19 protein-coding genes, 6 pseudogenes and 1 other annotated feature are annotated in these 22,186 nt (G+C 55.9%); of the genes and pseudogenes, 12 read left to right on the top strand and 13 right to left on the bottom strand.

The genetic code is table 11. From position 1 onward, the window contains the following. Positions 1-8: 8 nt before the first annotated feature. From MOV61_RS11935 to MOV61_RS11920, 4 genes are read left to right on the top strand one after another with little or no spacing between them, the layout of a single operon-like run. Positions 9-878 carry a fumarylacetoacetate hydrolase family protein gene (locus MOV61_RS11935; protein ID WP_247136722.1) on the top strand — a complete coding sequence of 290 codons (870 nt, stop codon included), beginning with the start codon at positions 9-11 and terminating at the stop codon, positions 876-878. Position 879: 1 nt separating this feature from the next. Then, complete coding sequence (gene hpaH, locus MOV61_RS11930; protein WP_247136721.1) at positions 880-1,683, top strand: 2-oxo-hept-4-ene-1,7-dioate hydratase; 804 nt, start codon at positions 880-882, stop codon at positions 1,681-1,683. Between the two features lie 9 nt (positions 1,684-1,692). Beyond that, a complete protein-coding gene (hpaI, locus tag MOV61_RS11925) occupies positions 1,693-2,502 on the top strand; it encodes a 4-hydroxy-2-oxoheptanedioate aldolase (RefSeq protein WP_247136720.1) in 810 nt (269 codons plus the stop codon). Continuing rightward, a complete protein-coding gene (locus MOV61_RS11920) occupies positions 2,502-2,852 on the top strand; it encodes a hypothetical protein (RefSeq protein WP_247136719.1) in 351 nt (116 codons plus the stop codon). The genes hpaI and MOV61_RS11920 overlap by 1 nt, the downstream gene beginning before the upstream one ends. Before the next feature lie 9 nt (positions 2,853-2,861). Here MOV61_RS11920 and MOV61_RS11915 read toward each other — a convergent pair whose 3' ends face one another. Next, the gene (locus MOV61_RS11915; protein ID WP_247136718.1) at positions 2,862-3,350 is read right to left on the bottom strand and encodes an Lrp/AsnC family transcriptional regulator; all 489 of its coding nucleotides are present in this window, start codon (positions 3,348-3,350) and stop codon (positions 2,862-2,864) included. A 133-nt stretch (positions 3,351-3,483) separates the two neighbouring features. Here MOV61_RS11915 and MOV61_RS11910 point away from each other — a divergent pair, with 133 nt between their 5' ends. The 4 genes and pseudogenes from MOV61_RS11910 to MOV61_RS11895 all read left to right on the top strand — a co-directional run bounded on the left by MOV61_RS11910 (position 3,484) and on the right by MOV61_RS11895 (position 8,282). Beyond that, positions 3,484-4,671 carry an amino acid aminotransferase gene (locus MOV61_RS11910; protein ID WP_247136717.1) on the top strand — a complete coding sequence of 396 codons (1,188 nt, stop codon included), beginning with the start codon at positions 3,484-3,486 and terminating at the stop codon, positions 4,669-4,671. Between the two features lie 31 nt (positions 4,672-4,702). Then, the gene (locus MOV61_RS11905; protein WP_247136716.1) at positions 4,703-6,331 is read left to right on the top strand and encodes a thiamine pyrophosphate-dependent enzyme; all 1,629 of its coding nucleotides are present in this window, start codon (positions 4,703-4,705) and stop codon (positions 6,329-6,331) included. Between the two features lie 24 nt (positions 6,332-6,355). Then, positions 6,356-6,876, top strand: a pseudogene (locus MOV61_RS11900) (Glu/Leu/Phe/Val family dehydrogenase); the annotation flags it as partial. A gap of 110 nt (positions 6,877-6,986) precedes the next feature. Next, a complete protein-coding gene (locus tag MOV61_RS11895; RefSeq protein ID WP_247136715.1) occupies positions 6,987-8,282 on the top strand; it encodes an NAD(P)/FAD-dependent oxidoreductase in 1,296 nt (431 codons plus the stop codon). Positions 8,283-8,323: 41 nt separating this feature from the next. On the opposite strand, the gene MOV61_RS11890 is transcribed toward MOV61_RS11895, so the two are convergent. After that, entirely contained in the window at positions 8,324-8,884 is a 561-nt protein-coding gene (locus MOV61_RS11890; RefSeq protein WP_247136714.1) for a hypothetical protein, read from the bottom strand. A gap of 43 nt (positions 8,885-8,927) precedes the next feature. On the opposite strand from MOV61_RS11890, the pseudogene MOV61_RS11885 reads away from it, so the two are divergent. Next, a pseudogene (locus MOV61_RS11885) lies at positions 8,928-10,151 on the top strand (IS3 family transposase). Continuing rightward, positions 9,209-9,320 (top strand) — a sequence feature (AL1L pseudoknot). It overlaps the preceding pseudogene by 112 nt. A 336-nt stretch (positions 10,152-10,487) precedes the next feature. Next, positions 10,488-11,190: pseudogene (locus MOV61_RS11880) on the top strand (phosphotransferase enzyme family protein). A 173-nt stretch (positions 11,191-11,363) separates the two neighbouring features. Here the strand turns inward: MOV61_RS11880 and MOV61_RS11875 are convergent. The 6 genes and pseudogenes from MOV61_RS11875 to MOV61_RS11850 form a co-directional block, all read right to left on the bottom strand. Further along, positions 11,364-12,188, bottom strand: coding sequence for a hypothetical protein (locus tag MOV61_RS11875; protein WP_247136713.1), 825 nt, complete (start codon positions 12,186-12,188; stop codon positions 11,364-11,366). Positions 12,189-12,973: 785 nt separating this feature from the next. After that, positions 12,974-13,281: pseudogene (locus tag MOV61_RS11870) on the bottom strand (transposase); the annotation flags it as partial. 107 nt (positions 13,282-13,388) lie between these two features. After that, positions 13,389-14,153 carry a hypothetical protein gene (locus tag MOV61_RS11865; RefSeq protein ID WP_247136712.1) on the bottom strand — a complete coding sequence of 255 codons (765 nt, stop codon included), beginning with the start codon at positions 14,151-14,153 and terminating at the stop codon, positions 13,389-13,391. Positions 14,154-14,633: 480 nt separating this feature from the next. Beyond that, positions 14,634-14,741: pseudogene (locus tag MOV61_RS11860) on the bottom strand (IS630 family transposase); the annotation flags it as partial. 165 nt (positions 14,742-14,906) lie between these two features. Further along, positions 14,907-15,428 (bottom strand): hypothetical protein, encoded by a 522-nt coding sequence (locus MOV61_RS11855; RefSeq protein ID WP_247136711.1) that lies wholly within the window; start codon positions 15,426-15,428, stop codon positions 14,907-14,909. Between the two features lie 162 nt (positions 15,429-15,590). Next, on the bottom strand, positions 15,591-16,112 hold the full coding sequence (locus tag MOV61_RS11850) for a hypothetical protein (protein WP_247136710.1): 522 nt from the start codon (positions 16,110-16,112) through the stop codon (positions 15,591-15,593). A gap of 437 nt (positions 16,113-16,549) precedes the next feature. Between MOV61_RS11850 and MOV61_RS11845 the strand changes: the two genes are divergently transcribed. Next, on the top strand, positions 16,550-17,221 hold the full coding sequence (locus MOV61_RS11845) for a helix-turn-helix transcriptional regulator (protein ID WP_247136709.1): 672 nt from the start codon (positions 16,550-16,552) through the stop codon (positions 17,219-17,221). Here MOV61_RS11845 and MOV61_RS11840 read toward each other — a convergent pair. The 5 genes from MOV61_RS11840 to MOV61_RS11820 form a co-directional block, all read right to left on the bottom strand. After that, positions 17,218-17,874 carry a DUF6656 family protein gene (locus MOV61_RS11840; RefSeq protein WP_247136708.1) on the bottom strand — a complete coding sequence of 219 codons (657 nt, stop codon included), beginning with the start codon at positions 17,872-17,874 and terminating at the stop codon, positions 17,218-17,220. The genes MOV61_RS11845 and MOV61_RS11840 overlap by 4 nt on opposite strands. A 469-nt stretch (positions 17,875-18,343) precedes the next feature. Further along, positions 18,344-19,228: a DMT family transporter gene (locus tag MOV61_RS11835; protein ID WP_247136707.1), complete on the bottom strand. Its 885-nt coding sequence runs from the start codon at positions 19,226-19,228 to the stop codon at positions 18,344-18,346. Further along, positions 19,228-19,965, bottom strand: coding sequence for an aldo/keto reductase (locus MOV61_RS11830; RefSeq protein WP_247136706.1), 738 nt, complete (start codon positions 19,963-19,965; stop codon positions 19,228-19,230). The genes MOV61_RS11835 and MOV61_RS11830 overlap by 1 nt, the downstream gene beginning before the upstream one ends. Positions 19,966-19,968: 3 nt before the next feature. Beyond that, positions 19,969-20,580 (bottom strand): AraC family transcriptional regulator, encoded by a 612-nt coding sequence (locus MOV61_RS11825; RefSeq protein WP_247136705.1) that lies wholly within the window; start codon positions 20,578-20,580, stop codon positions 19,969-19,971. Then, positions 20,580-21,722: an FAD-binding oxidoreductase gene (locus tag MOV61_RS11820; protein ID WP_247136704.1), complete on the bottom strand. Its 1,143-nt coding sequence runs from the start codon at positions 21,720-21,722 to the stop codon at positions 20,580-20,582. Before MOV61_RS11820 ends, MOV61_RS11825 begins: the two co-directional genes overlap by 1 nt. A gap of 250 nt (positions 21,723-21,972) precedes the next feature. Here MOV61_RS11820 and MOV61_RS11815 point away from each other — a divergent pair. Next, positions 21,973-22,186 (top strand): annotated as a pseudogene (locus MOV61_RS11815) (hypothetical protein); the annotation flags it as partial.

The raw sequence follows: 22,186 nt of genomic DNA, 5'->3' as shown, positions 1-22,186 counted from the left end.
AAGTCCGTATGCATCCCCGTTTTGCATCTTTTTCCAATTCCGGTCGCCAGGGTTACGGCCTAATCCGCGAAGATGGCGTGGTGGACCTGTCCGTCAGGTTCCGCCCGCGTTTTCCGACCCTGCGCGAAGTTATCGCCGCAGGTGCTTTGGACATGCTGGCCGAGAAAGGTCAATCGGCCCCCGTCGACTATCCCCTGGCTGCGGTTACATTGGACATTCCAATCCCGTCGCCGGAAAAGATCATCTGCGTCGGCGTCAATTTTCCGGACCGTAACGAGGAATACAAAGATGGGCAGACAGCGCCCACCAATCCGTCGCTGTTTATCCGCTTCCCGCGATCCTTCACGGGTCACGATCAGCCGCTGATCCGGCCACCGGAGAGCCCTCAACTCGATTATGAGGGGGAAATAGTTGTCGTCATCGGAAAAGAAGGCCGACGCATTCCAGAAAGCGAGGCTCTCTCACACATAGCGGCTCTGTCGCTCTGTAACGAAGGGACGCTGCGGGATTGGGTCCGGCACGCCAAGTTCAACGTTACCCAAGGCAAGAATTTCGATGCCTCGGGCTCGATTGGGCCATGGATAGTTCCTTATACTGACGAAAGTCAGCTAGCGGACATCAAGCTGGAGACGCGGGTCAATGGCGAGGTCCGCCAGAGTGATCGGACCAGTCGAATGATTTTCTCATTCCGGAAGATCATCAATTACGTCTCAACCTTTACGACACTCGTGCCAGGCGACGTGATCGTCTGCGGAACACCTACTGGCGCTGGAGCACGCTTCGATCCGCCAATTTGGTTGAAGCCGGGCGATATCGTTGAGGTCGAGGCCGACGGTATCGGTCTGTTGCGCAACACCATTGCCGACGAGAGGATCTGAGATGCTGTCCACCGCAGACATAGAAACAGCTGTTGCCGCGCTGGACGAAGCCGAACGGACTCGCGTTCAGACCGGGCTTTTGTCACTTCAGCATCCGGACATGGTGATGGATGATGCCTATGCGATCCAGTCTGCGTGGGTGAAAAAGAAAGTTTCCGACGGACGTCAGGTGGTGGGCTGGAAAATTGGTCTCACATCCAAGGCGATGCAATATGCCCTCAACATCAACATTCCAGACTCTGGGGTATTGCTGGACGACATGGTCTCTGCGGACAGTTCGGTCGTCCCAAAAGACCGATTTATTCAGCCGAGGATCGAAGCTGAAATCGCCTTTATCATGAAAGCGCCTCTAAAAGGGCCGAACGTGACCGTCTTCGATGTGCTCAATGCCACCGATTATGTCACTCCAGCCCTCGAAATTCTCGACACGCGGATTCTTCGGGTGGATCCCCAGACGAAAAAAGCCCGTAACGTCCTCGATACGATCTCTGACAATGCTGCGAACGCCGGCATCGTAACGGGCGGCCGCGCTGTGCACCCGGATCAACTGGATATGCGTTGGATGGGTGCCATCGTGTCTCGCAACGCGGAGGTCGAAGAGACTGGGCTTGGCGCGGGCGTCCTCAATCAACCTGCTCGTGGTGTTGCGTGGCTTGCCAATCGGCTGTCGCAATATGGAGACGGAATAGAAGCAGGGCAGGTGGTCCTCGCCGGCTCGTTCATTCGACCGATTGAGGCCCGTCATGGAGATACGATCGTAGGCGATTTCGGGCCTTACGGAACTGTAAGCCTGCATTTCGAATAGGGGAAAACCATGCCAGCTCCAATCAACACCTTCAAAAGGGCGCTTCAGGAAAAGCGGCTTCAGACCGGATTCTGGCAAGCTCTGGCAAATCCTTACACCGTCGAAATATCGGCCGACGCCGGCTTCGACTGGCTCCTTCTCGATGCCGAACATGCACCAAACGACATCCCGCTCCTGGTCGCCCAATTGCAGGCGATGAAAGGTTCAGCCAGTCATGCGGTTATCAGGCCGCCAATCGGCGAGACATACATCATAAAACAGCTGCTCGACATCGGCGCGCAAACACTCCTGATCCCGATGGTTGACAGCAAAGAGGTCGCCGAGAATTTGGTGAAAGCCGTGTCTTATCCCCCACGCGGCGTCCGGGGCGTTGGTGCCGCGCTGGCTCGTGCCTCACGCTTCAACCGGATTCCGGACTACCTCCAGACAGCCAACGACGAAATCTGTCTCTTGCTTCAGATCGAAAGCCGCACAGGCCTGGCAGCGCTGGATGAAATCGCATCGGTCGATGGAGTGGACGGCGTGTTCATTGGACCAGCGGATCTCGCAGCCGACATGGGCTTTCTTGGCAAGCCTGGAGCCCCGGAAGTCCAAAAAGAAGTTGAGAAGGCTCTCCAGCGCATCCAGTCCCATGGAAAAGCTGCAGGTATTTTGACTGCCGATCTGTCACTTGCCAGACGTTATGTCGATCTCGGCGCAACATTCGTTGCCATTGGAAATGATGTCACTTTATTTGCGAACGCCACGACGCGGCTGATTGAAGAATTCGGACGCACCGCCTCCAGCCAGGGTTCTGCGAGCGCAGGGAGCGTGTACTGATGTCGTATCCTGAAAAATCCAGGGCGGACCGTGTCGCCCTGAAGCAAGACGGATTGCTGTGTTTTCTTCTGCTGCTCGTCGCATCGGCTATCCTTACAATATGCTCCCTCATACTGGCTTATCGTTCGGATGCTTTTTCCGTAACGATCGCTCCAGCAGTCGTTGGGATGATTCTTATGACAATTGCATTCACCAAATTCGCGCTTGAGGCGTCGCTTTGGCGGAGAAGGCGCTATCTTCTTCCGGCAGCTTCAATCGCCGGGATGGTTATGGCGTCCGGTTTTGCCATCGCAATCGCGGATCGGGTAGCTATATCGAAGGTAGCCGATAGCCTGCTTCTGTCGTTGTAGTTGATCCCGCTAGGTCTGAATAATCTGTAACGGGAGTTCAGTGCTCTTCTTAATGGTCCGCAGGACGATGCTTGAGGTGACCGACGCGAGTCCACCCGTGACCTTGATCATACGTTCCAAAAAGATGCTGAGGTGGTCAAGGTCGCTAGCCACGATCTTCATCAGGAAATCCGCATCGCCCGTCTGGGAATAGCATTCCAGAATCTCCGGTGCTGTTTCGATGAAGCGGTGCAGTTGAGCATTCCCTTCCTCTGTGTGGGACCGAAGACTAACCAACGTGTGCGCGACAACGGAAAAACCGAGTTTTTCTGGGTTCAAGATCGCTACAACGTTCTGGATCAAACCCTCGCTTCTCAGCCGGTCAAGCCGCCGCGAGCATTGAGCTGCTGACAGATTGACGACTTGCGACAGCTCAGTCTGCGTCAGCTCAGCATTGCGTTGAATAGCCGCGAGGAGACGGACATCGAATAGATCTAGAGGGTGTGACTTTGATGTCATGTCGAAATGTCTGCATGCTTTGCGGAAATCTGATGGTTTTCATGCAGGATAATATCTCTATCTGCTGAAAATTACAAACATACCTCACTAAAGCACCTGTAGGCTTACGCCACGTTCTTAGGAGGTAGACAACATGTTTGAGAAACTCACCGCGCAACCAGCCGACAGCCTGCTTGCGCTCATCAAAGCGTTTCAGGCCGATCCAAGAGGCTACAAAGTCGACCTCGGCGTCGGCGTCTACAGAGACGAACAGGGGCGAACACCAGTCATGCGGGCCGTCAAGCTCGCTGAAAAGCAGCTCCTCGAGACCCAGGACAGCAAGCGGTATCTCGGGCCTGAAGGGGACCTGAATTTCGTCAACCTCATGAAGCCGATTATTTTCGGCGCAAATCATGATGCCGGCAACGTTGTGGGCATCCAGACGCCAGGTGGAAGCGGCGCTCTGCGACTGGGCGCTGAACTCATCGCCTCTGCCACGCCCGGCGCGAAAGTCTGGCTTGGCACACCAAGCTGGCCCAACCATGCTCCGATTTTCGAGTCGGCGCGCTTGACCGTGAAAGACTATCGTTTCGTCGACCTTGCCAAGCAGCAAATCGACTTCGATCGTGTTTTGGAGGCACTCGACGCGGCGCAGGCTGGTGATGTGATCCTGCTCCACGGCTGCTGCCACAACCCAACTGGCATTGATTTTGATATCGACCAATGGAAGCAGATCGCTGCAAAGCTGGTTGAGCGCAAACTCCTTCCCTTCATCGATCTTGCCTACCAAGGACTGGGCGACGGCCTCGAAGCGGACGCAGAGCCAACCCGCCTTATCCTCGCGGCAGTAGACGAAGCGCTTGTCGCCTATTCGTGTGACAAGAATTTTGGTCTTTATCGCGAACGTGTTGGTGCCCTTTACCTTGTCAGCCGCAATGCGGACCAGCTTAAGATTGCCGACGGCAACATGGCTTCGTTGGCTCGTGTCAACTGGTCGATGCCCCCGGACCACGGGGCGGCCATCGTACGCGTGATTCTGGAGAGCGCGGAGCTAACCGAAATCTGGAAGCAGGAGCTGGTTGAAATGTGCGCTCGGGTCAATGGTAACCGCGCCGCCCTTGCATCTGCCCATCCGGAACTGGGCTTCATCGCGAACCAGCGAGGGCTTTTCTCCAACCTGGCGATGTCGAAAGAAACGGCGGTCGCATTGCGCCACAAACACGGAATCTACATGGCGGATTCCGGTCGCATGAACCTGGCGGGGATGCAGCCCTCCGACGCTGGCGCGATCGTCAAGGCTCTGTCGGCAGAAGGCACGCTGAGCACCCGCTCGGCGGCCTGAGCATCCCCAAAAACCAGGTTTGGAAATCATTATGAAGAACAAAGAGACCACAGGGCAGGCCATCGCTCGTTCACTCGTCGAAAACGGTGTTGACACTGTCTTCGGCATTCCCGGCGCCCACATGTATGACTTCAACGATGCTCTTTATGAAAAGCGCAACGAGATCCGCTTCATCCATACCCGCCACGAGCAGGGCGCGGGATACATGGCATACGGATACGCGAAGTCCACTGGACGCATCGGTGCCTATACGGTTGTGCCCGGTCCAGGTGTTCTCAATTCCGGCGCCGCCCTATGCACAGCCTATGGGGCGAATTCCCCGGTTTTGTGTTTGACGGGCAATATCATGTCCCACTTGATCGGCCAGGGTCGGGGCCAGCTCCACGAGCTCCCGGATCAGTTGGCGACCATGCGTGGGATCACGAAGGTCGCAGAGCGGATTGATCATCAGTCCCAGACCGGAACGGTCATGGCCGAGGTGATCGGAAAAATGCTCTCCGGACGTCAGGGACCCGGAGCGGTCGAGGCGCCTTGGGATGTCTTTGGAATGACAGGCCCGGAGCTCGATCTTCCTGAAACCAGACGCGCCGCGGACCCGCAGGTCAATCCTGACAGTATTCAGGCCGCTGCTGCTATCCTGGCAAACGCCAAGAATCCGCTTATCATGGTGGGCGGTGGCGCTGTTGATGCGGGTGCGGAAGTTTCCGAATTGGCCAAAGCGCTTAATGCGCCGGTTACGTCCCATCGATCTGGAAAAGGCGTGGTAAGCGACGACCACCTGAACTATCTCAATTTTGTCGCCGCGTTCGATTACTGGAAAGACACCGATGTGCTCATCGGTATTGGCAGCCGTCTTGAGCTCGAATTCATGCGGTGGAAGTGGCTCCCGAAGGGCCTCAAGGTGATCCGGATTGACATCGATCCAACGGAAATGGTTCGGTTGAAGCCGGACGTCGGGATTGTCGCGGATGCAAAGGCTGGAACCGCGGCTTTGACCGAAGCCCTCGGCACAACCGGCAGCGCACCACGGACCGAAGAGTTCGCGGAGTTGAATCGGAACGCGAAACAGCGGTTCTCCGCCGTTCAGCCTCAGGTCGATTATTTGAACGCGATCAGAGAGGCGTTGCCGCGGGACGGTTTCTTTGTTGAAGAAATCAGCCAGATGGGCTTCACCGCCCGGTTTGCTTTTCCTGTCTACGGTCCTCGACAGTACGTGACATGTGGCTATCAGGACAATCTTGGTTTCGGCTTTAATACCGCGCTTGGAGTCAAGGTCGGCAATCCGGACAAGGCAGTCGTTTCAGTCTCGGGCGATGGTGGCTTCATGTTTGGTGTGCAGGAGCTGGCCACAGCCGTGCAGCATAACATCGCGGTCGTCGCAATCGTGTTCAACAACAATGCCTACGGAAACGTATTGCGCGATCAGAAGCAAGCCTATTCCGGCCGGTACATTGGCTCAGACCTTACCAATCCTGATTTCGTAAAACTCGGCGAGAGTTTCGGCGTGAAAACATATCGCGTGTCGTCCCCAGGTGAACTGAAATCGGCTGTCAGCGAGGCTCTGGAGCTGAACGCTCCCGTTCTCATCGAAGTGCCAATCGAGAAGGGATCCGAAGCAAGCCCCTGGCCCTTCATCCATCCCGCACCGCCTACTGCATAAGAAGTCATTCAACTGGATTTCAAAATGACAGACATCTATTCCGGGCCCGTCTTTGAGATGGCGAGGATCCAGTTCAATCGTATTGCTGACCGTCTGGATCTCCCAGACGGTCAGCGCAATCGCCTTCTCTATCCGAAAAGGGCGATAACGATCTCTTGTCCTATCCATCTCGACAGCGGCGAAGTCGCGGTCTTTCAGGGCTATCGCGTCCAACATCACTTGACCCTCGGCCCCACAAAAGGTGGGAGGCGATTTGCAACGAACGTTGATATCGGTGAAGTCGCGGCCTTGGCCGTTTGGATGAGTTGGAAATGCGCGCTTGTCGGACTTCTTTCAATTCGTGAGCTGGAAGCTCTGTCGCGCAGGTAGATGCAAGAGATGATTCCTTTTGTAGGCCCGCACATCGATGTGATGGCCCCCGACATGGGAACAAATGAGCAGGTGATGGCGTGGTTCATGGACACGTACTCCATGCACCAAGCAGAACTGTAAGTGAGATCGTCACGGGCAAACCGGTGAGTGCCGGAGGTATCCGGGGGCGGCGATCACAATTGGAGTGCAGCGCATTACCGACGCCAAGCAATCTCGGGGACTCTTTCCTTGACGAGTGACTGAGAAAATAGGGCGATCTTATCCCTCATAAAGCGAGTTCGTAATGATCAGGCGCAACATCGTAATAGTGGGGGCCGGCTTCGGCGGCCTTCAGGTCGCCAAGCAGCTCCGTGGCCTGGAAGTCGACGTGACGATAGTCGATCGGCGAAATCATCATCTTTTTCAGCCGCTTTTATACCAAGTTGCCACGTCGGTCCTAGCAACTTCAGAGATCGCATGGCCAATTCGGCAGATGTTCCGAGGAAGTCCCAATGTACGCACGTTGCTTGGCGAGGTTGTTGGGATCGATCGCAATCAGCAGGTCGTATCATTAGCAGACGGGACTGTTCTTGCCTTCGACACCCTCGTTTTGGCGACTGGTGCGCGGCACATGTACTTCGGTCACGATGAATGGGAAATGCCCGCTCCAGGGCTAAAGACACTTGAAGATGCAACGACTATTCGGCGTCGAATCCTCATGGCTTTCGAAAAAGCAGAGGTCGAACGTGACGAAGAGCGCCGCAATGCACTGCTCACATTCTGCATTGTCGGGGCTGGCCCAACAGGGGTTGAGCTAGCCGGTATGATCGCGGAGCTTGCCCAGCGAACGCTAGTCGATGAATTCCGGGCTATCGATAGTCGAGCAGCTAGAGTCTTGCTTATTGAGGCGGGGTCAAGACTTCTTCCCACGTTTTCGGAGGATCTGTCTTTCTACGCTGAGAAATCCCTGAGCAAGCTGGGCGTCGAAATCCACAAAGGCCACCCAGTCACGGCTTGCACCTCAACCGGCATAAATGTCGGTTCAAGCTTTATCGCTTGCGAAACAATCATTTGGGCAGCGGGTGTGAAAGCATCTGATGCAGCGCAGTGGTTAGGGGTTCCAAACGATCGCGCCGGGCGTGTGATCGTGAAATCTGATCTAACAATTGACGGCGCAACGAACATCTACGTGATCGGCGATACTGCAGCCGTTGTATGGAAAGACGGTGCAAATGTTCCGGCAATCGCGCCGGCTGCGAAGCAGCAGGGATATTACGTAGCTCGGCGCATTCGAGCGGAGTTGTTAGGCAAAGCTTCGCGTGATGAGTTCAGGTATCGCCATCTTGGAAATCTGGCCACGATTGGACGCAACTCAGCGGTAATCGAATTTGGTAATCTTAAAATTCGAGGGTGGCTTGCCTGGTGGATCTGGGGCGTCGCCCATATCTATTTCTTGATCGGTACGCGGAGTCGCCTAGCAGTTGCGATGAGTTGGCTCTGGATATCCTTCTCGCGCCAGCACAGTGCTCGCTTAATTACACAACGAGACATCGTTTCTCTCGCTCAGAAGCCAACAAGCAGCGTCAGATCGGTGCCATAGTGGGCGTCGCGTGTATGCATTTGGCCCCAGGGGCGAGGGGCTTATTCTCGTAGCTCATCATAGCGTAAGTCCTCGGATGAATGCCTCGCGGATATCGGCGTCGGACGCGACTTCGCTCTTCGTCCGCGGCTTCTCGATCCAGCGTAGTCCGTCATGACGCCGTTCACGAGGTCGACGATATGCGGCTCCGGGACCTCATTGGCGAACCCAACGAATTGCCTGATCTGACCGTAGACCTGGCCGTCGATTTCCTTCGGCACAATCTGGATCGTCGCACGGCGGCCACCGTCCTCGTGACGGACACTGTAGAACTCATGCCCGCCGACCAGCAGGTCTTCGTCGTATGACCCGCGCCCGATGCAGTGTGCCATCTCCGCGCCTTCGACGTCGAACGCAGCAGGTGAGAGGAGGCGGACCAGCGAATACCCGGCACCGAGGTCGATCTGGTGGCGCTCGTCGGCGGACGTCAGTGTGAGATAGTGAGGCAGCGGCTGGCGCTGCTTGCGGCGCTCGCCCTTGTCTGCTTCGTGCAGCAGGCGCTTGATTGTGCCGCACTTCATGAGCTTCTTTGGACACCCATGATCGTCCAGGTTGAACCGCACCGGGTTTGCCGGAGGCTCCAACTTTTGAGAGAGTGGAGCCGATATGAGCAAGACAACCAACAAGTCTTCACCTGAAGTCCGCGACCGTGCCATCCGTATGGTGCTGGATCACGAAGCAGAACACCCGTCGCGATGGGCTGCCGTTTCATCTATCGCGGCCAAGATGGGCTGCTCGCCAGCCACGTTGCATGAATGGGTGAAGAAGACCGAGGTCGACAGCGGCAAACGAGCAGGCTTGCCGAGTGATGTGGCCGAGAAGATGAAGGCTCTTGAGCGGGAGAACCGTGAGCTTCGTCAGGCCAACGAGATTCTGCGCAAGGTGTCTGCCTATTTCGCGATGGCGGAGCTCGACCGCCCCTTCAAACGATGATCTCGTTCATCGACGAACACCGTGTTCGGGGTTGAGCCGATCTGCAGACTATTGCCGATTGCCCCGTCAACTTACTACGAGAACCTCGCCAAGCGCTTGGATGTGGACCGCCTGTCGGTCCGCGCCCGCAGCGATATCACCCTGAAGATCGAGATACGTCGTGTCTTTGAACAGAACTTCCGGATCTATGGCGTTCGCAAGGTCTGGCGGCAATTAAAGCGGGAAGGCTTCGACGTCGCCCGCTGCACTGTCGCTCGGCTGATGAGGTCGATGAGCCTGCAGGGCATCATTCGCGGAAAGCCGATCCGCACGACGTTCCCGGACAAATCGGCTCCGAGCCCACTGGATCGTGTGAATCGCCAGTTCAAAGCTCCTGCGCCAAACAGGCTGTGGGTTTCAGACTTCACCTATGTCGCCACCTGGCAGGGCTTCGTCTACGTGGCCTTTGTGATCGATGCCTTCGCCCGTCGCATCGTCGGCTGGCGAGTGAGCCGGACGGCACACGCGGGTTTCGTCCTTGATGCTCTGGAGCAGGCGCTTCATGATCGGCGTCCCGTTCACGGCGGTGGCCTCGTGCATCACTCCGACAGAGGCGTTCAATACGTGTCCATTCGCTATTCCGAACGATTGGCTGAGGCAGGCATAGAGCTGTCCGTCGGGAGTGTTGGCGACAGCTATGACAATGCTCTCGCCGAAACGATCAACGGTCTCTACAAAGCAGAGGTCATCCATCGACGAGGGCCGTGGCGCAACGCCGAGGCGGTCGAGTTCGCTACCCTGGAATGGGTCGATTGGTTCAACCACCGGCGAATTCTCGAGCCCATCGGAAACATTCCCCCAGCCGAAGCCGAGGAGCAGTATTACGCCATACTGGACGCACCAGCCATGGCCGCATAACTTAAACCAAAGGAGGCGCGTTCCTCTCCGGACAAAATCAGGGTTGTTGATCTCGACCGACAAATCCGCAACATCCTTATCCTCGGCCCCCGGATGTCATTCGATCCCCCAACGGCCCGCTACATCGAGTTCGAATTCGATACGGGATGCGGAGAAGTGATCGAGTTGACCGCGATGACCGGCAGCGTGGAAGGAACCGAGCTTTCGGGGCTTGCGAACAGGGCCTATTGCGCCCGATAGGCGAATGTCTGACTGGCGGCACTCAGGGGACATTGTGGCGTCTGAAATTCCCTCTATTTCTTCCGTCAAATTGATCACGACGGCAAAGGTTAGCCAATGGGATGGGATGCACTCGCTCGATGGGGAGAAGACGCGGTTCGCATCGAACCACTGGCTGGTGGATCGGCCAACGACGTGTGGAGCGTTCGCGTCCACGGTCGGATCGCCGCCGTCGGGCGTCTCGGCTCCAGGAGTGACGCTGGCCTCGCATGGGAAACAGACCTGCTCCGATACCTCGACCGTAAAGGCATGACCGTTCCTGTGCCGATCCCGACGACCGACGGCCGCATGTTCGCGGACGGTCTGGTGGTGATGAAATACATGGAGGGCGGACCGCCGGAGACGAAGTCCGACTGGCGTCGCGTCGCCGAAGCGCTCCGGGAACTGCATCGATTGACACAGGGCTGGCCGCAGCGCCCAGATTGGCGGTCGTCGATCGACCTCCTGCAAGCCGAGACCGGAACGAGGATCACCCTCGCCACGATGCCGCCCGAGGGTGTTCTTCGATGTCGAGCAGCGTGGGCACGGCTCATCGGGCGTCGGACATGCGTTGTCCACGGCAACCCAAATAACCCGGGCAACGTCCGCAAGACCGCAGACCGGGTCGCGCTGATCGACTGGATGAGGCGCACGTCGACGCCCCCGACCTTGACCTAGTGCGTATGACATCGCCGCATAAGCGTCAGCCGCATGGGAGGCCGCCGTCTGCTGGAAGGATGACTACGCGGTCAAGCGTCTTGCCGAAGTTCGTGCGGTCTGAGCGGTCTCGGCGGAGCGGCGGGTCGCACCATACAGCAACATCCGGACACCGCATTTTCATCAGACGCCACGAGCCGATGCCTCCGCGATGACCTGGGCTACCACTTCATCAAAGGACATAGCTGCTTGCCATTGACCTCCCGCTCGAACCCATGGTGCATGGAGCCTATGCGTTCAAAGCTTGGGCATAGCGACGGACTTAGCGTCGAACTCCGCTTGCTTCCTCATCAGCAGATCGAAGTCCGCCCGAGCCGACCTCGCCCGAAGATTGAGGTCTACGAACGTGACTTGGAGGGAACGGACCCCGTCAGGATACCCGTAGGCTGTTTGGATTCGCGCAGAGACGACGACGTCTGCCCCGAACTTTGTAGCCCGTTCGTAGTCTGCGGTCTTGGAGATGTTATAGCCTCCGTGTACCCCGCCAGCGCCGCCGCTTGGCCCACCGTCGTAGGCAGTGGTGCAGATTTCGTACTTCTCGGTGCACTCGCCCTTGCCTCCCAAATACCAGAACATAGCCTCGTTGCCTTTTTTGAAGGGCTCGGGATTGACGACACTCGGGGGGCCATACTTCTGGATGAGCTGGGCCTTGATCGCGTCGACGGTCGGAAGGCCATTTTCGACTTTGAAGTTGACGATACGGTTCGCCGCGAATACCCGGTTGCCCGAGACAGGGGATGTCAGATACACCTCGGCTTTGCCTGCTTTGAGAATTTCGCCGCCTTCGTAGTAGACATCGAACTGCTGTGACTGGACCTGACGAGTCCCGATCTTCATGTTGAACCGATCGATCTTATCCTCGCCGCCGTAGTCCTTGCCGAGGATCGAGAGAGCATCCGCGGCGGCCATTCCCGACCTGATGCTGATGATGTCGACCTGCTGCGCCGATTTGCTGACGGCGGACTGTCCCACCGTGTCCTCGATGGTGTAGCTGTCAACGGCGTAGACCGAGGTGGCTGCGGCGGTCGTGACTGTGATGGCGAGCAGAGCTTTGATGATCATCCGGGGACTCCTGTTGATACCGGAGACCTCCGTATCCCGAACCGCATTACGTTCCGTTAAATCGTCTCGATCGATTTTAGCGACGATGCGGTTTCCGGGTGTTTTCAACGAGCACAATCGACCAAGCCATGGCCATTGCGAAAATCAGAAAGGTTAGCGCCGTTACGGTCGCACCTTCTACGATGCTGCGGTCGTTTCCATAATCCCGCCAATTGCGTGCATTGCGGTGGATCGATAGGCGAACTGACGAAGATCGCTAACTACCCTTAGCCGGACAGCAGGTGTGCGATGAAACAGAAGCAAAAAAGTGATCCTCGGTGGCAGTTGAGCCCAGATGGATCATAAATCAGCATAGACTCGGCGGGTTGCTCGCTCATTCACGAGCAGGAGATCATCTACCAGCTACGATGGAGTAACATATGTTAGATCGTTGGGTACACCCGGTTTCGGTCGATGAAGCCGGAGTTGTGCCTCGCCTTTGCAGATTCGCGTCGTCGGAACGATCAGGTCGTTGTTCATCATGATGTGCCGGGTTGGGAACAGTTGTACAGTTGTGCAGCATTTTGCAGGACGTGTTTCCAGAGGCGGATCGCCACTGGCGTAGCAAAGCAGCTCATGACCACACAAGCTTCGATCAGTATCTGACCGTAGCATCCGTCGCGCCCATATTTACAGGAAACCCAACGACGGTTTGGCCCAATAGCATTTGGCTTTATCCTGCCCGTCCATCGACCTGCCCGTCATGAACGAACAGAAGCCCTTGGTCACACATCTTAACCCGCCGGATAGGCAAATGGATCGACAGCATTTCGCTTGCGGGTCTCGATGAGTGAGGCGATGGTCGCCCAATTTTCCGCTCCGGCGTCAAGTCCGGCGAGGAGAGCATTCTTCGGGTTGGCGCGATCGGCCTGATGGTTCGTCCGGCGGCATTGTTGTCAATCTCGACGCGGCCGTTGGTCAGGAAGGTGCAAAGGCGATCCCAGTATTTGGCGATATAGGCGAGCGCTTCGCCGAGTGTCGACCTGCCAGCGACGCGAGCGCGGTGATGCGTGAACCACGTCCGCATGTCGGTGATCAATGGCGCTGATCGTTGAAGCGCCGCAGAGATATAGCCGCCTACGGGGACGGCGGAACTCTCAGAATTGGAGGCGAACAGGATATCCGCTTCGACAGCAAGCGCCAGGGGTGGAACTGCGCCCTTTAGAGTTCTGGAGCGGCCACCTTCACGCTGTCGAACTTGGCCTGCTCGGCCTCCACAAGGGCGATGTCTGCCTTCGCGGAAAGCGAGCGGCGTTTCAGATCGGTGAAAGATACCGTTATTCCGAAGACGCGATCACTACCGTCGTTGTTATGAATGTGTGCGACCAGCACCACGTCACTGCCAGCCGTCGCCGTCTTGGAATACATATCCGCCTTGGCCGGTGTGTAGGCGAAATCGTTCACCGAAGGCCCGGTCGTGTGCGTCACTTTATTGCAGATGTCGGACAGATTGCCGACGATGCTGTCGAACTGCTTAAGTTCGCACTTGCCTGCGCCGCCGAGATACCACATGAGCGTGACCGTCTTGCTCTTCTTGTTGATGTATCTGGGGTCGGGCAGAATATCTTCACGCTTGCTCGGATCGCCATACTTCTCGACGAGGGCCGCGATGGATTTTTCGAAGTCGGGGCGTTCTTCCGCATTCCAGAATTCAAGATTGCGGGACGCCGAAAAAACCTCGTTTCCAGCGCTGGGCGAGGTGAGGTACACGTTGATCTCTTCCTTCTCCCGCTGCCAGAAATAGTAATAGCTGTCGAAGCTCTCCGACGAGACGGTCCGGTTGCCGATGCTGGTGGTCGAACCTCTGACTTCTTTGCCAGGCTTGCGGTCCTTTAGGAGCTTCAATGCCGCATCGGCCTTCATGCCGGGAGCGAAGCCGATGATGTCGATGCTTCGACCTTGGAAATCATAGGCCGGGACGTTCACCGTCTGCGGAATAGCGAAGTCTTTGGCGGAAACCTGGGAGGAAACGGCAACGGCGGCAAGGGCGGCGAGAAGGAAAGGCTTCAGGGACATGCATTACTCCGGTACTGGTGTCTTTATTTCTGGCTAGCATCCCGAAATGATACAGGGGTTAATGCAGCCCGATCGATTTTACCGATTTGCACGTTTTCTTCGAACAAGGGGCGGTCTGTCTGGGGCCGACTAGGTCCAGTGGGTATGGGAATCGCGCGATTTGATCCAGATCAGGCAAGCACCCGATGTCCCCAGGGCGCTCAGGGCTGTGTCCCGAGAAGTTCTCGAACATCATGCGGCTCTGACTCGCCTCGGCGACCAGTGCTTCCGCGTGTTCCGGCTTCGTCAAACATCGCCTTCCGCGTCGCCGGTGACCCCACAACTGTGCGATGGGTGTTAGCAGATATGAGAGTGAGGAAGCCGGCTCGACCACCGGCTGCGGTGCGCCGTTGTCGTCGTCTTCCAGTGCCCGTGTGGGATCGGGGAGCGCCATCGATCGCCGCAACGGGCCCGTCCGCGAAGCCGAGACATCTTCGTGCTCAGGCCGGTCTCATCGATGGGCGGAACTCTTTATATCTGGCGAGCACTTGGTCGGCGTTCACGCCAAGTTTCATGCCTGCGATGTCGAATTCTGCCGCTTGCGCTGTCGCTACGGTGCATAGCACCATAGCTATGGTAATGCCGATTTTCACTTGAGACTCCAGGGAATAGAGTTAGCCGAATTCAGCGACGATACCTTGACCAGACCTGCCACGCGCTACCAGCCTGAAGCAGAGCAAGCGCGAAGCAACCACCTGCCAAGGATACGCCGCCCATCGACGAAAACGCTCGAGCGTTCGCCGAACCCATAATCATCGACATCTGCTGGTTTGCATTGTTGATCTCGTTGAACCCATTCAGGAGCGTCACGGTTGCGTAGAGGACCACGCCAACGGTGATGACCAGTCCGGAAATTTCAAGGGTTCGGATATGCGGCTGCGCTTGAGGGGCGAAACGTCCCGCGAACCCAGCCATGAAGGCCAGGGGGAGGAGGAACGCGGCACCTCCCAGGAAATGTGGCGAAGCAAGTGTCAGCCCGCCGCCAACACCCATCATACGGACATTGATGAGCGGAAGTGCAACAGACACCAATGAAAGCACGGCAAGCCCTGCCGATAGCAAAATTCCCGCTTTTTTGGTGGAATAGGAGTTTTCTTGAACGGTCATCACAAACAGCCCCTGATGATGAAACAGAAAGGAGAGCAATCGCCCTCGAAGAGCAAAATCGCACATAGGTCTTAGATTTGCGGAAAACTGGGAGGGGGATTCTACCCTCGTTGAGGCCTGTCTGCGGCGCGAACTCTTGTATAGTTAATGCCCGTTGACAATCTTGAACGGCATCCGCATGGGATTTCATGGTCGCGATCCCTACGGCTTCCCCATTGGATCCTTGAACCCCTTCATCCAATCCGGATCGGACTCGGTTTCGTAGATTGATCTGGCGTAGTCGTTCTGCTCGCGCTTTTCCTTCTCCGCGATGTCCACATAGAGCAGTCTGGCGTTTGGCGATTTTATCGAATAGCCGATGACATCGCATCCCTTCTTCGCGCGCACGGGGGCGGCACCCGTCATCACATATCCTGGAAGGGCTGGGTCGTATCGGCCAGATGTCTTGTAGAAGATGAAGCTGCAGCCCTTCTTGTAAACGTAGGCCGTCCCCTCAATCGTTCCTCGACGCTGGATGCGTCCGGTGAACACTGGATCCCCAGGACGAACCAGGTCCCCCATGCGGTCGCTCGGTGTATCGTAACGGATATCGTTGTGGTCGTAGTTCACGATAATCAGCGAGCCGTTGTGGTCAAACATCTCGGCTGATGCTGATGTCGGAGCAAGCAATGCGGTCGATGTGACGACCAACATGGCGGCGAAGGTCGCGGGTCTGGATTTCATCGTTTCTCCAATATTTCAATTCGCAGGGTGTTCGACCCTGGCGCGACGGATCTACCGTCTTGGCTGCAAGATTCCAGTGAGAGTTTAAACAACGAGAAGATTCGGAGGGTGGTATTACCCTATCAGCCCGCCCTGTGTGACGGCCCGCTCAATGCTGCTCCGCCTCAGATCGCAGAGATATAACCAAGTTTTTCGCAGTGCTGGCATTCAGTGGTGCGGTGGTTTCATTCACGCGATGATGCGGTGAATTATGCGAGCGACAAGCATGGCAGAGGCGCGGCGACAAAAACGTTTCTTCAGTCAAGGCAGCCAGAAATGTGTTTCGAGTATGAAGGGACTCGACTGAATGGCAAGTATTGGATATGCGCGGATTTCGACCAGCGGTGGCATCAACTGACGATTTATAAGTCAATCCTTTCAGGCATCGACATAGAGATATGAGTACATTCAACGCGATTTCCCAAGAACTTATTGACGCATGGCTGCAATCCAACGCGACCAGCACACCAAGAGACCTCTTTTCGGCTGTGATCGGGCGCCTGAATATCAAAATGGCACTCTCCGTCGTTACGACTGTGGCCGACGATCCTTATGACTGGCGCTTCTGTCGGGTGAAGGACTTCGGCTTCAGGAGCCACCTGTTAAACCAAATGAGGCAGCGGTTCCCCGATGCCGCGCTGCGTGACCTCGACCGACGCTTCATTGATGATGCGATCATTGCCGCCTATTCGCGGACCCTGGAGGCAAAGCGCCCCGCGATTGACCTGGTGAGAACGAAGCTTCTCGGTGTCCGGATCGGCTACGAGCGTCTTATCCTCCCGCAGAAAACTGACGGAAAGCCTGGCTGGTGTATCAGCCTGGCCGAAGGGCGTTTCTTTATCTCTCCCATACAGGAGGCGAAGACCGACATCACCGATGACAATATCATCCAGCTTCTTATCGAGGGACAGAGCACGAAGGAAATCGCCGAGTTTTTGAACTTGTCGCCGAGGACGATCGAGCACCGGGTAGACAGGCTCAAAAACAGGTTCGAGGCGAAGAACCTGGTTCATCTGGTGGCGAAGCTCGTCGCGACTCAGATAGGCCGCAGAGAGAAGGAGAGCAGCTAGGCCTTCATCGCCTTCTTGCTGGCTGCGGCCCGCGCCTGAAGGGCTTCCATGGACAGCCCTGTGCTTGCTGATGCAATGTTGTAAAGCGCGATGGTGATATCCTTCGTCTTGAAAGCTACCCCCTCGTCACCAAGCTTTTGATTGAATCCGAGGAAATTTCCATCGTGGTCAAGGATGATATGGAGGCCGAAGAACATCTGGTCGAAATCCCGGCTCTTGGGTTTGTAGAGGTTCCCGCCTCGGGCAGTGGTGTCGATATCGCCGTCGAAGTTCGCGATGAAGATCTGCGTGACTGCGAAGGCATCTTGGCTGCGACCTGTAACGATCTCCCCGAACTTGCAGGTTCCCAGATGTGGTACGCTCGGCAGGACGGATGAGCGGATGGCTTTCCGCATCCGGTGCCCTGTCGGAAGCTTCGAGGTAAACAGGCCGCTGGCATCGTCGCCGAGAATGGATAGGTTTTCTTTCGTCACCGCGATGACTTCGGCCCCGGCCATGTCGGCCGTGATCCGGCGGAACCTCTTCGCCGAAGTCGCCATCGGTTCCGGCTCGCCGGTCTCGCCACTGAACCATCGTGCATAGCGGGCCGAGGCAACCTCTACCTCGGACGAGACCGAGGCAACAGAGAGTGCCGAGCGTGCGATCTTCTTCACGTCATCGGCAAAGCGGTCGCCATACAGGAGTTTCGATGCTAGATTCATGGTTCCCTCTCATTTTCGCTGAGCCTAGAAAGTATGAGGGATTTCTTAACAGGCTAGTTTCAACGGCTCCGTAGTTTCCCCCTCGTTTGAATCAAGCCGCGTCGGTATGGCGCAGCGCGGAGCCTGATAAATTCCCTCGAAACGAGCCTTGAGCACGAATTCCCGTTTGAATACGAGACCGAACTATACGTGGGGTTTCGTGTTAGTTACTCCAGGTCGGGTCAATCACACGCCCACAGTGATCAACCAGCCAAGCATGCTGTACTGGAATCCTCCTCCAAACTACCTAACGCATTTTGGTCAAGGTGTGATCGGGACACCGCTTATAGTCTTGCCCGTACTTCATGAGAGCGGCTGTGGCATCAAAGCTCTGTTCAAGGGTTTGAAGCTGATGCAGAAAGTCCTTCAGCTGACGCGGATGTCAGCTCAGGACAAGCAGAACGGTCGATAAGACAATTGCCAGTATTATAAGGAACTTCCGGCCTACGTTGCGCTCACCGAGCAGAAGTACAGACAATAAGAACCCTATGACGAGGCTCGTTCGACGAAAGATCGACAGATATGTTACATTCGCATCCGGATCTGCGATAGCAAGGAAGTATATTATCTCAGCGCCGACCCATGAAAAGCCAACTAAAGGCACATACAGGGACCACTGCAGAAAAGGCAACGCTCTGTCCCGAACGGCCACACATACAAAAAAGATGAGTGCGAGAAAAAGCCGATGTTCGGCAGAATAAGCCTGGATTGTATATATGGGCAAGCCAAGCTGCTGGACGATGTATTTGTCATAGACGGTGGTCATTGCGGACAATATCGTCGCTGCGAGCATAAAGAACATAGGGCCGCTCCGCAGCAGGCGGATGCCTTCATCCCTGCCTATCTGGGAGAGAAAGTAGTAGGCAAGAACGGATATCAGCACTGCGGACATTTGCAGTGCGGATAGGTCTTCTCCGAAGACTAGGCTTCCACCGACCAGCGTCCAGAGTGGGCCGGAGGACCTGACTGCACCTGAAAAGGACATCGGTAATTCTCGAACCGCGTAATAAGCGAAAATCCACGACAACGTCATGGCCAAGCCTTTGATCAAAATGATCGCTTGCTCGTGCAGGGATGTTTTCGAAAGATCGACATAAAGGTCGAAAGTTTGAGCGATCGGAAAGAAGGCTGGAAGCCATACGAGCCCACCAAAAAAGGCTGACCAAAAAACGATCGGGATCACACTGTTTCCGGTCATCGCCTTTTTTGTCCAAAAGTCGTAGAGCCCGAGCAGTGCGCCGGCCGAAATGCCGAATACCATCCACATCAATTCGCCGCCTTCTGGAAGGATCTGACGTTATCCACAAGGTGACCGATCGACGAGGTTCCGGTTAAGATGATGCCGGATTTCATGTGCCGCATGACAAAGCGAAACTGTTCGGCGGGTTCCGAGCTGAGTGCTCCCATCGCAAACGGTCGGTTAACGATGGGAACGGCCCTATATCGAGCAACAATGTCAAAGATTGACGCGAACTTGGTGCTCGTCTGATTGAATGGAAACTGAATGTAGGTGTATCGCCCAGTCTGGCACGCAGCTTCGGCGGTAGCGACGTCGGAAACAGAAACGCCGAACTTTTTAACGCCCAGCTCCGCTGCGAAATCCAGCGCTTTCATCACATCCGACGACTGTACATTGTCTCTATCGGCCTTGTGAATCTGTAAAAGATCGATTTTGCCCAGAAGCTCTACGCTGTTGCGAATGCTCTTCGACAACGCGGTGAAGCTATGGTCAATGTATGAGTTGCCTGAGAGATTGTCCCAATGCTCTCCGACCTTTGTCGCCACTATAACCGCATCGGCATTGATCAGGCGTTCTTTCAAAACCTGCCCGAAAATCTGCTCGCTTTGGGCATATGCCGGAGCTGTATCAAAAAAACGGATTCCTTTTTCAAAAGCCGTTTTAATGAGCGCCTTCGCCGCTTCGGGATGAGGTGGGGGAGTAGCAGTAACCCCCCACTCTCGCCCGATCGAAAGAAGACCGAGGCCCAATGAAATGTTCTCCATGGCCTAGACCTTAGGATGGTAGTTTGATTGGCGCTCAATTGCTTCCGGAAGGAAGCTGCCTTTACCGTTGATAACCGCCCCCACAGGGACCGTCAGCCCTTTCGCCGGGCCAAACCCTTTCAGCAGGGCGGCACGTCGATCCGGTTCCGGATCGCGGTAGGACGCGCCTGCCTCGAGACTACAACTATCCACTGCAATGGCACCGATAATTTGGCTCCCGGATCCCAGTGAAGAGTGTCCAAATACCGAGCAGCCGTTGATGTAGCGACCGTTGTCACCGAACGATATAAGGGCGCCTTCTCGGTTGGCTTTTGCAGTGAAACCACCTTCTCCGAATTGGTTCGAGGAGCCAATAACGATTTTTCCTGCAGTCGCCTCGAAAAGCGAATTCGAGTGAAAGGTATTCCCGTCGGCGATTGCCAGATCGGCGTCCTGTGCACACAGGATGGTGACGCACGGATAAAAAGTATTTCCAGTTCCGATTTCAACGTAGCGAGATATCAGCACGGAGAAGGGATCGAACACAATGTTCGCCTTGGAAACAAGCCCTCCGATTTCTCCAATCGTCAAAAAACCGTTTTCGCGCCGAACATCATCAATAAACGTGGGGTACATCACGCTACCTCTTGCATTGGCGCAGCGGTCGTAAACTCGTCACACGGCCTGCGCGCGATGCTCGGATTGTCCAAATGATTGTGGAGATAGGACGCAAGGGCGTCCGTCAGGAAAGGTGCCTCGGTCATCTTACCTGGAAGAACCAACACATGCCCTGGAATGGGCTCGCTGATCGCTATGTTCAATGACCTCGCGGCCTTGATGTCCGCGACGAAATCGACTTTAACGCAGGCGATGTCCATACCGTCACCATCCCATGACGGGAACAATCGTTTGATGCCGTTTCTCAAATTGAGAGCCCTATCCGGGAGGACTTCGTACGAGGGTTCGGCACATAACAACGCATCTTCATTGAACCCGACAATACTTACATCGCCATGATGCATCATCGCGGCCTCATGCGGGTCGAGAAAAAAGATGCCCGGGCCGGCAAGCCGATGGGTCACGACCAAGTGGCTTTTCCAATAACGAATGGGCAGGTCGATTTGATGGAGCGCATTGAAGAGCGTCTTGGCGCCGGTGCCAGTGGAATAAATGAACTTCTGGGCTTGGATTTCGATTAAAGAATTTTCTGAATCCCGCAGGACGGCTTGCGATCCGCTAAATCTTTCAACTTCGCATCCGAGATAAAAGGAGCAACCGGCTTTCCGCGCCAGGGAAAGAAGCTTTCGATAAAGAAGGCGGGTATTCACGCTGACATCAGCGACTTCAAAGATCGCAGCCGCTTCGCTCAAATCCGTATCAGGGAGAAGCGCCTTTGCTTTTGCGTGGCTAACGTGGCGGTGGTAAACATCAGCTTCCTCCCAGCGGGACAAAACCTCATCGACGGCACCGGCGTTCCTGATCAGCGCGAACGGCTTAATGTCACGCCCTTCGATGGCCTCAGGCGCGAATCTCTTGAATTGTTCGTGACCATAAATGCACCGGCTGGCAACCTGGATGGCCGAAGCGCGATCTTTGATCGAGGCCGCGTGGTAAGTCCCGCGATGCAGCCAGCCCTCATTGCGCGTCGAGGGTCCAGAAGCAAGAACCAGATGTTTTTCGACGAGCGCAACTGACATCCCCAGATCACTTAACTTATGGGCCGCCATGAGCCCTGTGACACCCCCTCCGATGAGGACCACATCATAAACTTGCGCCATTTTCCCTCCCGCAATGCTTGCAACCGGGCACACCTATGACGACCGAGGCGCGATTATGTCAAGTATATGACGTAAAAATTTTGCAACTCACGTATTAGGCGAGCCCCCGTTTCAGCAGCCCCTTCTAATATACCTGTCACATTGTCACATTTTTGTTGTTGGCGTCACAAAACGGTTGCACGAAGTAGGTTGTGCGACGTTAGGATGCGTCGTGTTTTTGACCGCAAGTTGATTCGCTTCGAGGGGGCTCATGCGTAGCAGTCGGGTTGGTTTTGCGGCTTTTGCCGCCACGGTATCGCTTTGTGTTTTTTCCGGCGGTCTGGCCGGAGCGGTGGTTGTCGATGGGCTGCTGGGGCGTGGAGCCCTGGCGGCCGAGCAGGGGGCGAAGCCGGGTGGTTTTGGTACCGGCGGTGCGGGTCTGGGTGGCGGGACCATTGGTCGGAGCGGAGCCGGGCAGTCAACTG

Source organism: Neorhizobium sp. BETTINA12A (genome assembly GCF_023006485.1).
Lineage (GTDB): Bacteria > Pseudomonadota > Alphaproteobacteria > Rhizobiales > Rhizobiaceae > Neorhizobium.
The sequence above is the reverse complement of the archived record's forward strand: the minus strand, read 5'-3'. Positions and strand labels throughout refer to the sequence as shown.

What these genes read in the sequence shown, in the direction of transcription:
- MOV61_RS11895 (WP_247136715.1), top strand. Translation starts at nt 6,987, where the DNA reads ATGATCAGGCGCAACATCGTAATAGTGGGGGCCGGCTTCGGCGGCCTT.
- MOV61_RS11905 (WP_247136716.1), top strand. Translation starts at nt 4,703, where the DNA reads ATGAAGAACAAAGAGACCACAGGGCAGGCCATCGCTCGTTCACTCGTC.
- MOV61_RS11920 (WP_247136719.1), top strand. Translation starts at nt 2,502, where the DNA reads ATGTCGTATCCTGAAAAATCCAGGGCGGACCGTGTCGCCCTGAAGCAA.
- MOV61_RS11850 (WP_247136710.1), bottom strand. Translation starts at nt 16,112, where the DNA reads ATGAAATCCAGACCCGCGACCTTCGCCGCCATGTTGGTCGTCACATCG.
- MOV61_RS11875 (WP_247136713.1), bottom strand. Translation starts at nt 12,188, where the DNA reads ATGATCATCAAAGCTCTGCTCGCCATCACAGTCACGACCGCCGCAGCC.
- MOV61_RS11910 (WP_247136717.1), top strand. Translation starts at nt 3,484, where the DNA reads ATGTTTGAGAAACTCACCGCGCAACCAGCCGACAGCCTGCTTGCGCTC.
- MOV61_RS11915 (WP_247136718.1), bottom strand. Translation starts at nt 3,350, where the DNA reads ATGACATCAAAGTCACACCCTCTAGATCTATTCGATGTCCGTCTCCTC.
- hpaH (WP_247136721.1), top strand. Translation starts at nt 880, where the DNA reads ATGCTGTCCACCGCAGACATAGAAACAGCTGTTGCCGCGCTGGACGAA.
- MOV61_RS11830 (WP_247136706.1), bottom strand. Translation starts at nt 19,965, where the DNA reads ATGGAGAACATTTCATTGGGCCTCGGTCTTCTTTCGATCGGGCGAGAG.
- hpaI (WP_247136720.1), top strand. Translation starts at nt 1,693, where the DNA reads ATGCCAGCTCCAATCAACACCTTCAAAAGGGCGCTTCAGGAAAAGCGG.
- MOV61_RS11845 (WP_247136709.1), top strand. Translation starts at nt 16,550, where the DNA reads ATGAGTACATTCAACGCGATTTCCCAAGAACTTATTGACGCATGGCTG.
- MOV61_RS11820 (WP_247136704.1), bottom strand. Translation starts at nt 21,722, where the DNA reads ATGGCGCAAGTTTATGATGTGGTCCTCATCGGAGGGGGTGTCACAGGG.
- MOV61_RS11835 (WP_247136707.1), bottom strand. Translation starts at nt 19,228, where the DNA reads ATGTGGATGGTATTCGGCATTTCGGCCGGCGCACTGCTCGGGCTCTAC.
- MOV61_RS11935 (WP_247136722.1), top strand. Translation starts at nt 9, where the DNA reads ATGCATCCCCGTTTTGCATCTTTTTCCAATTCCGGTCGCCAGGGTTAC.
- MOV61_RS11825 (WP_247136705.1), bottom strand. Translation starts at nt 20,580, where the DNA reads ATGTACCCCACGTTTATTGATGATGTTCGGCGCGAAAACGGTTTTTTG.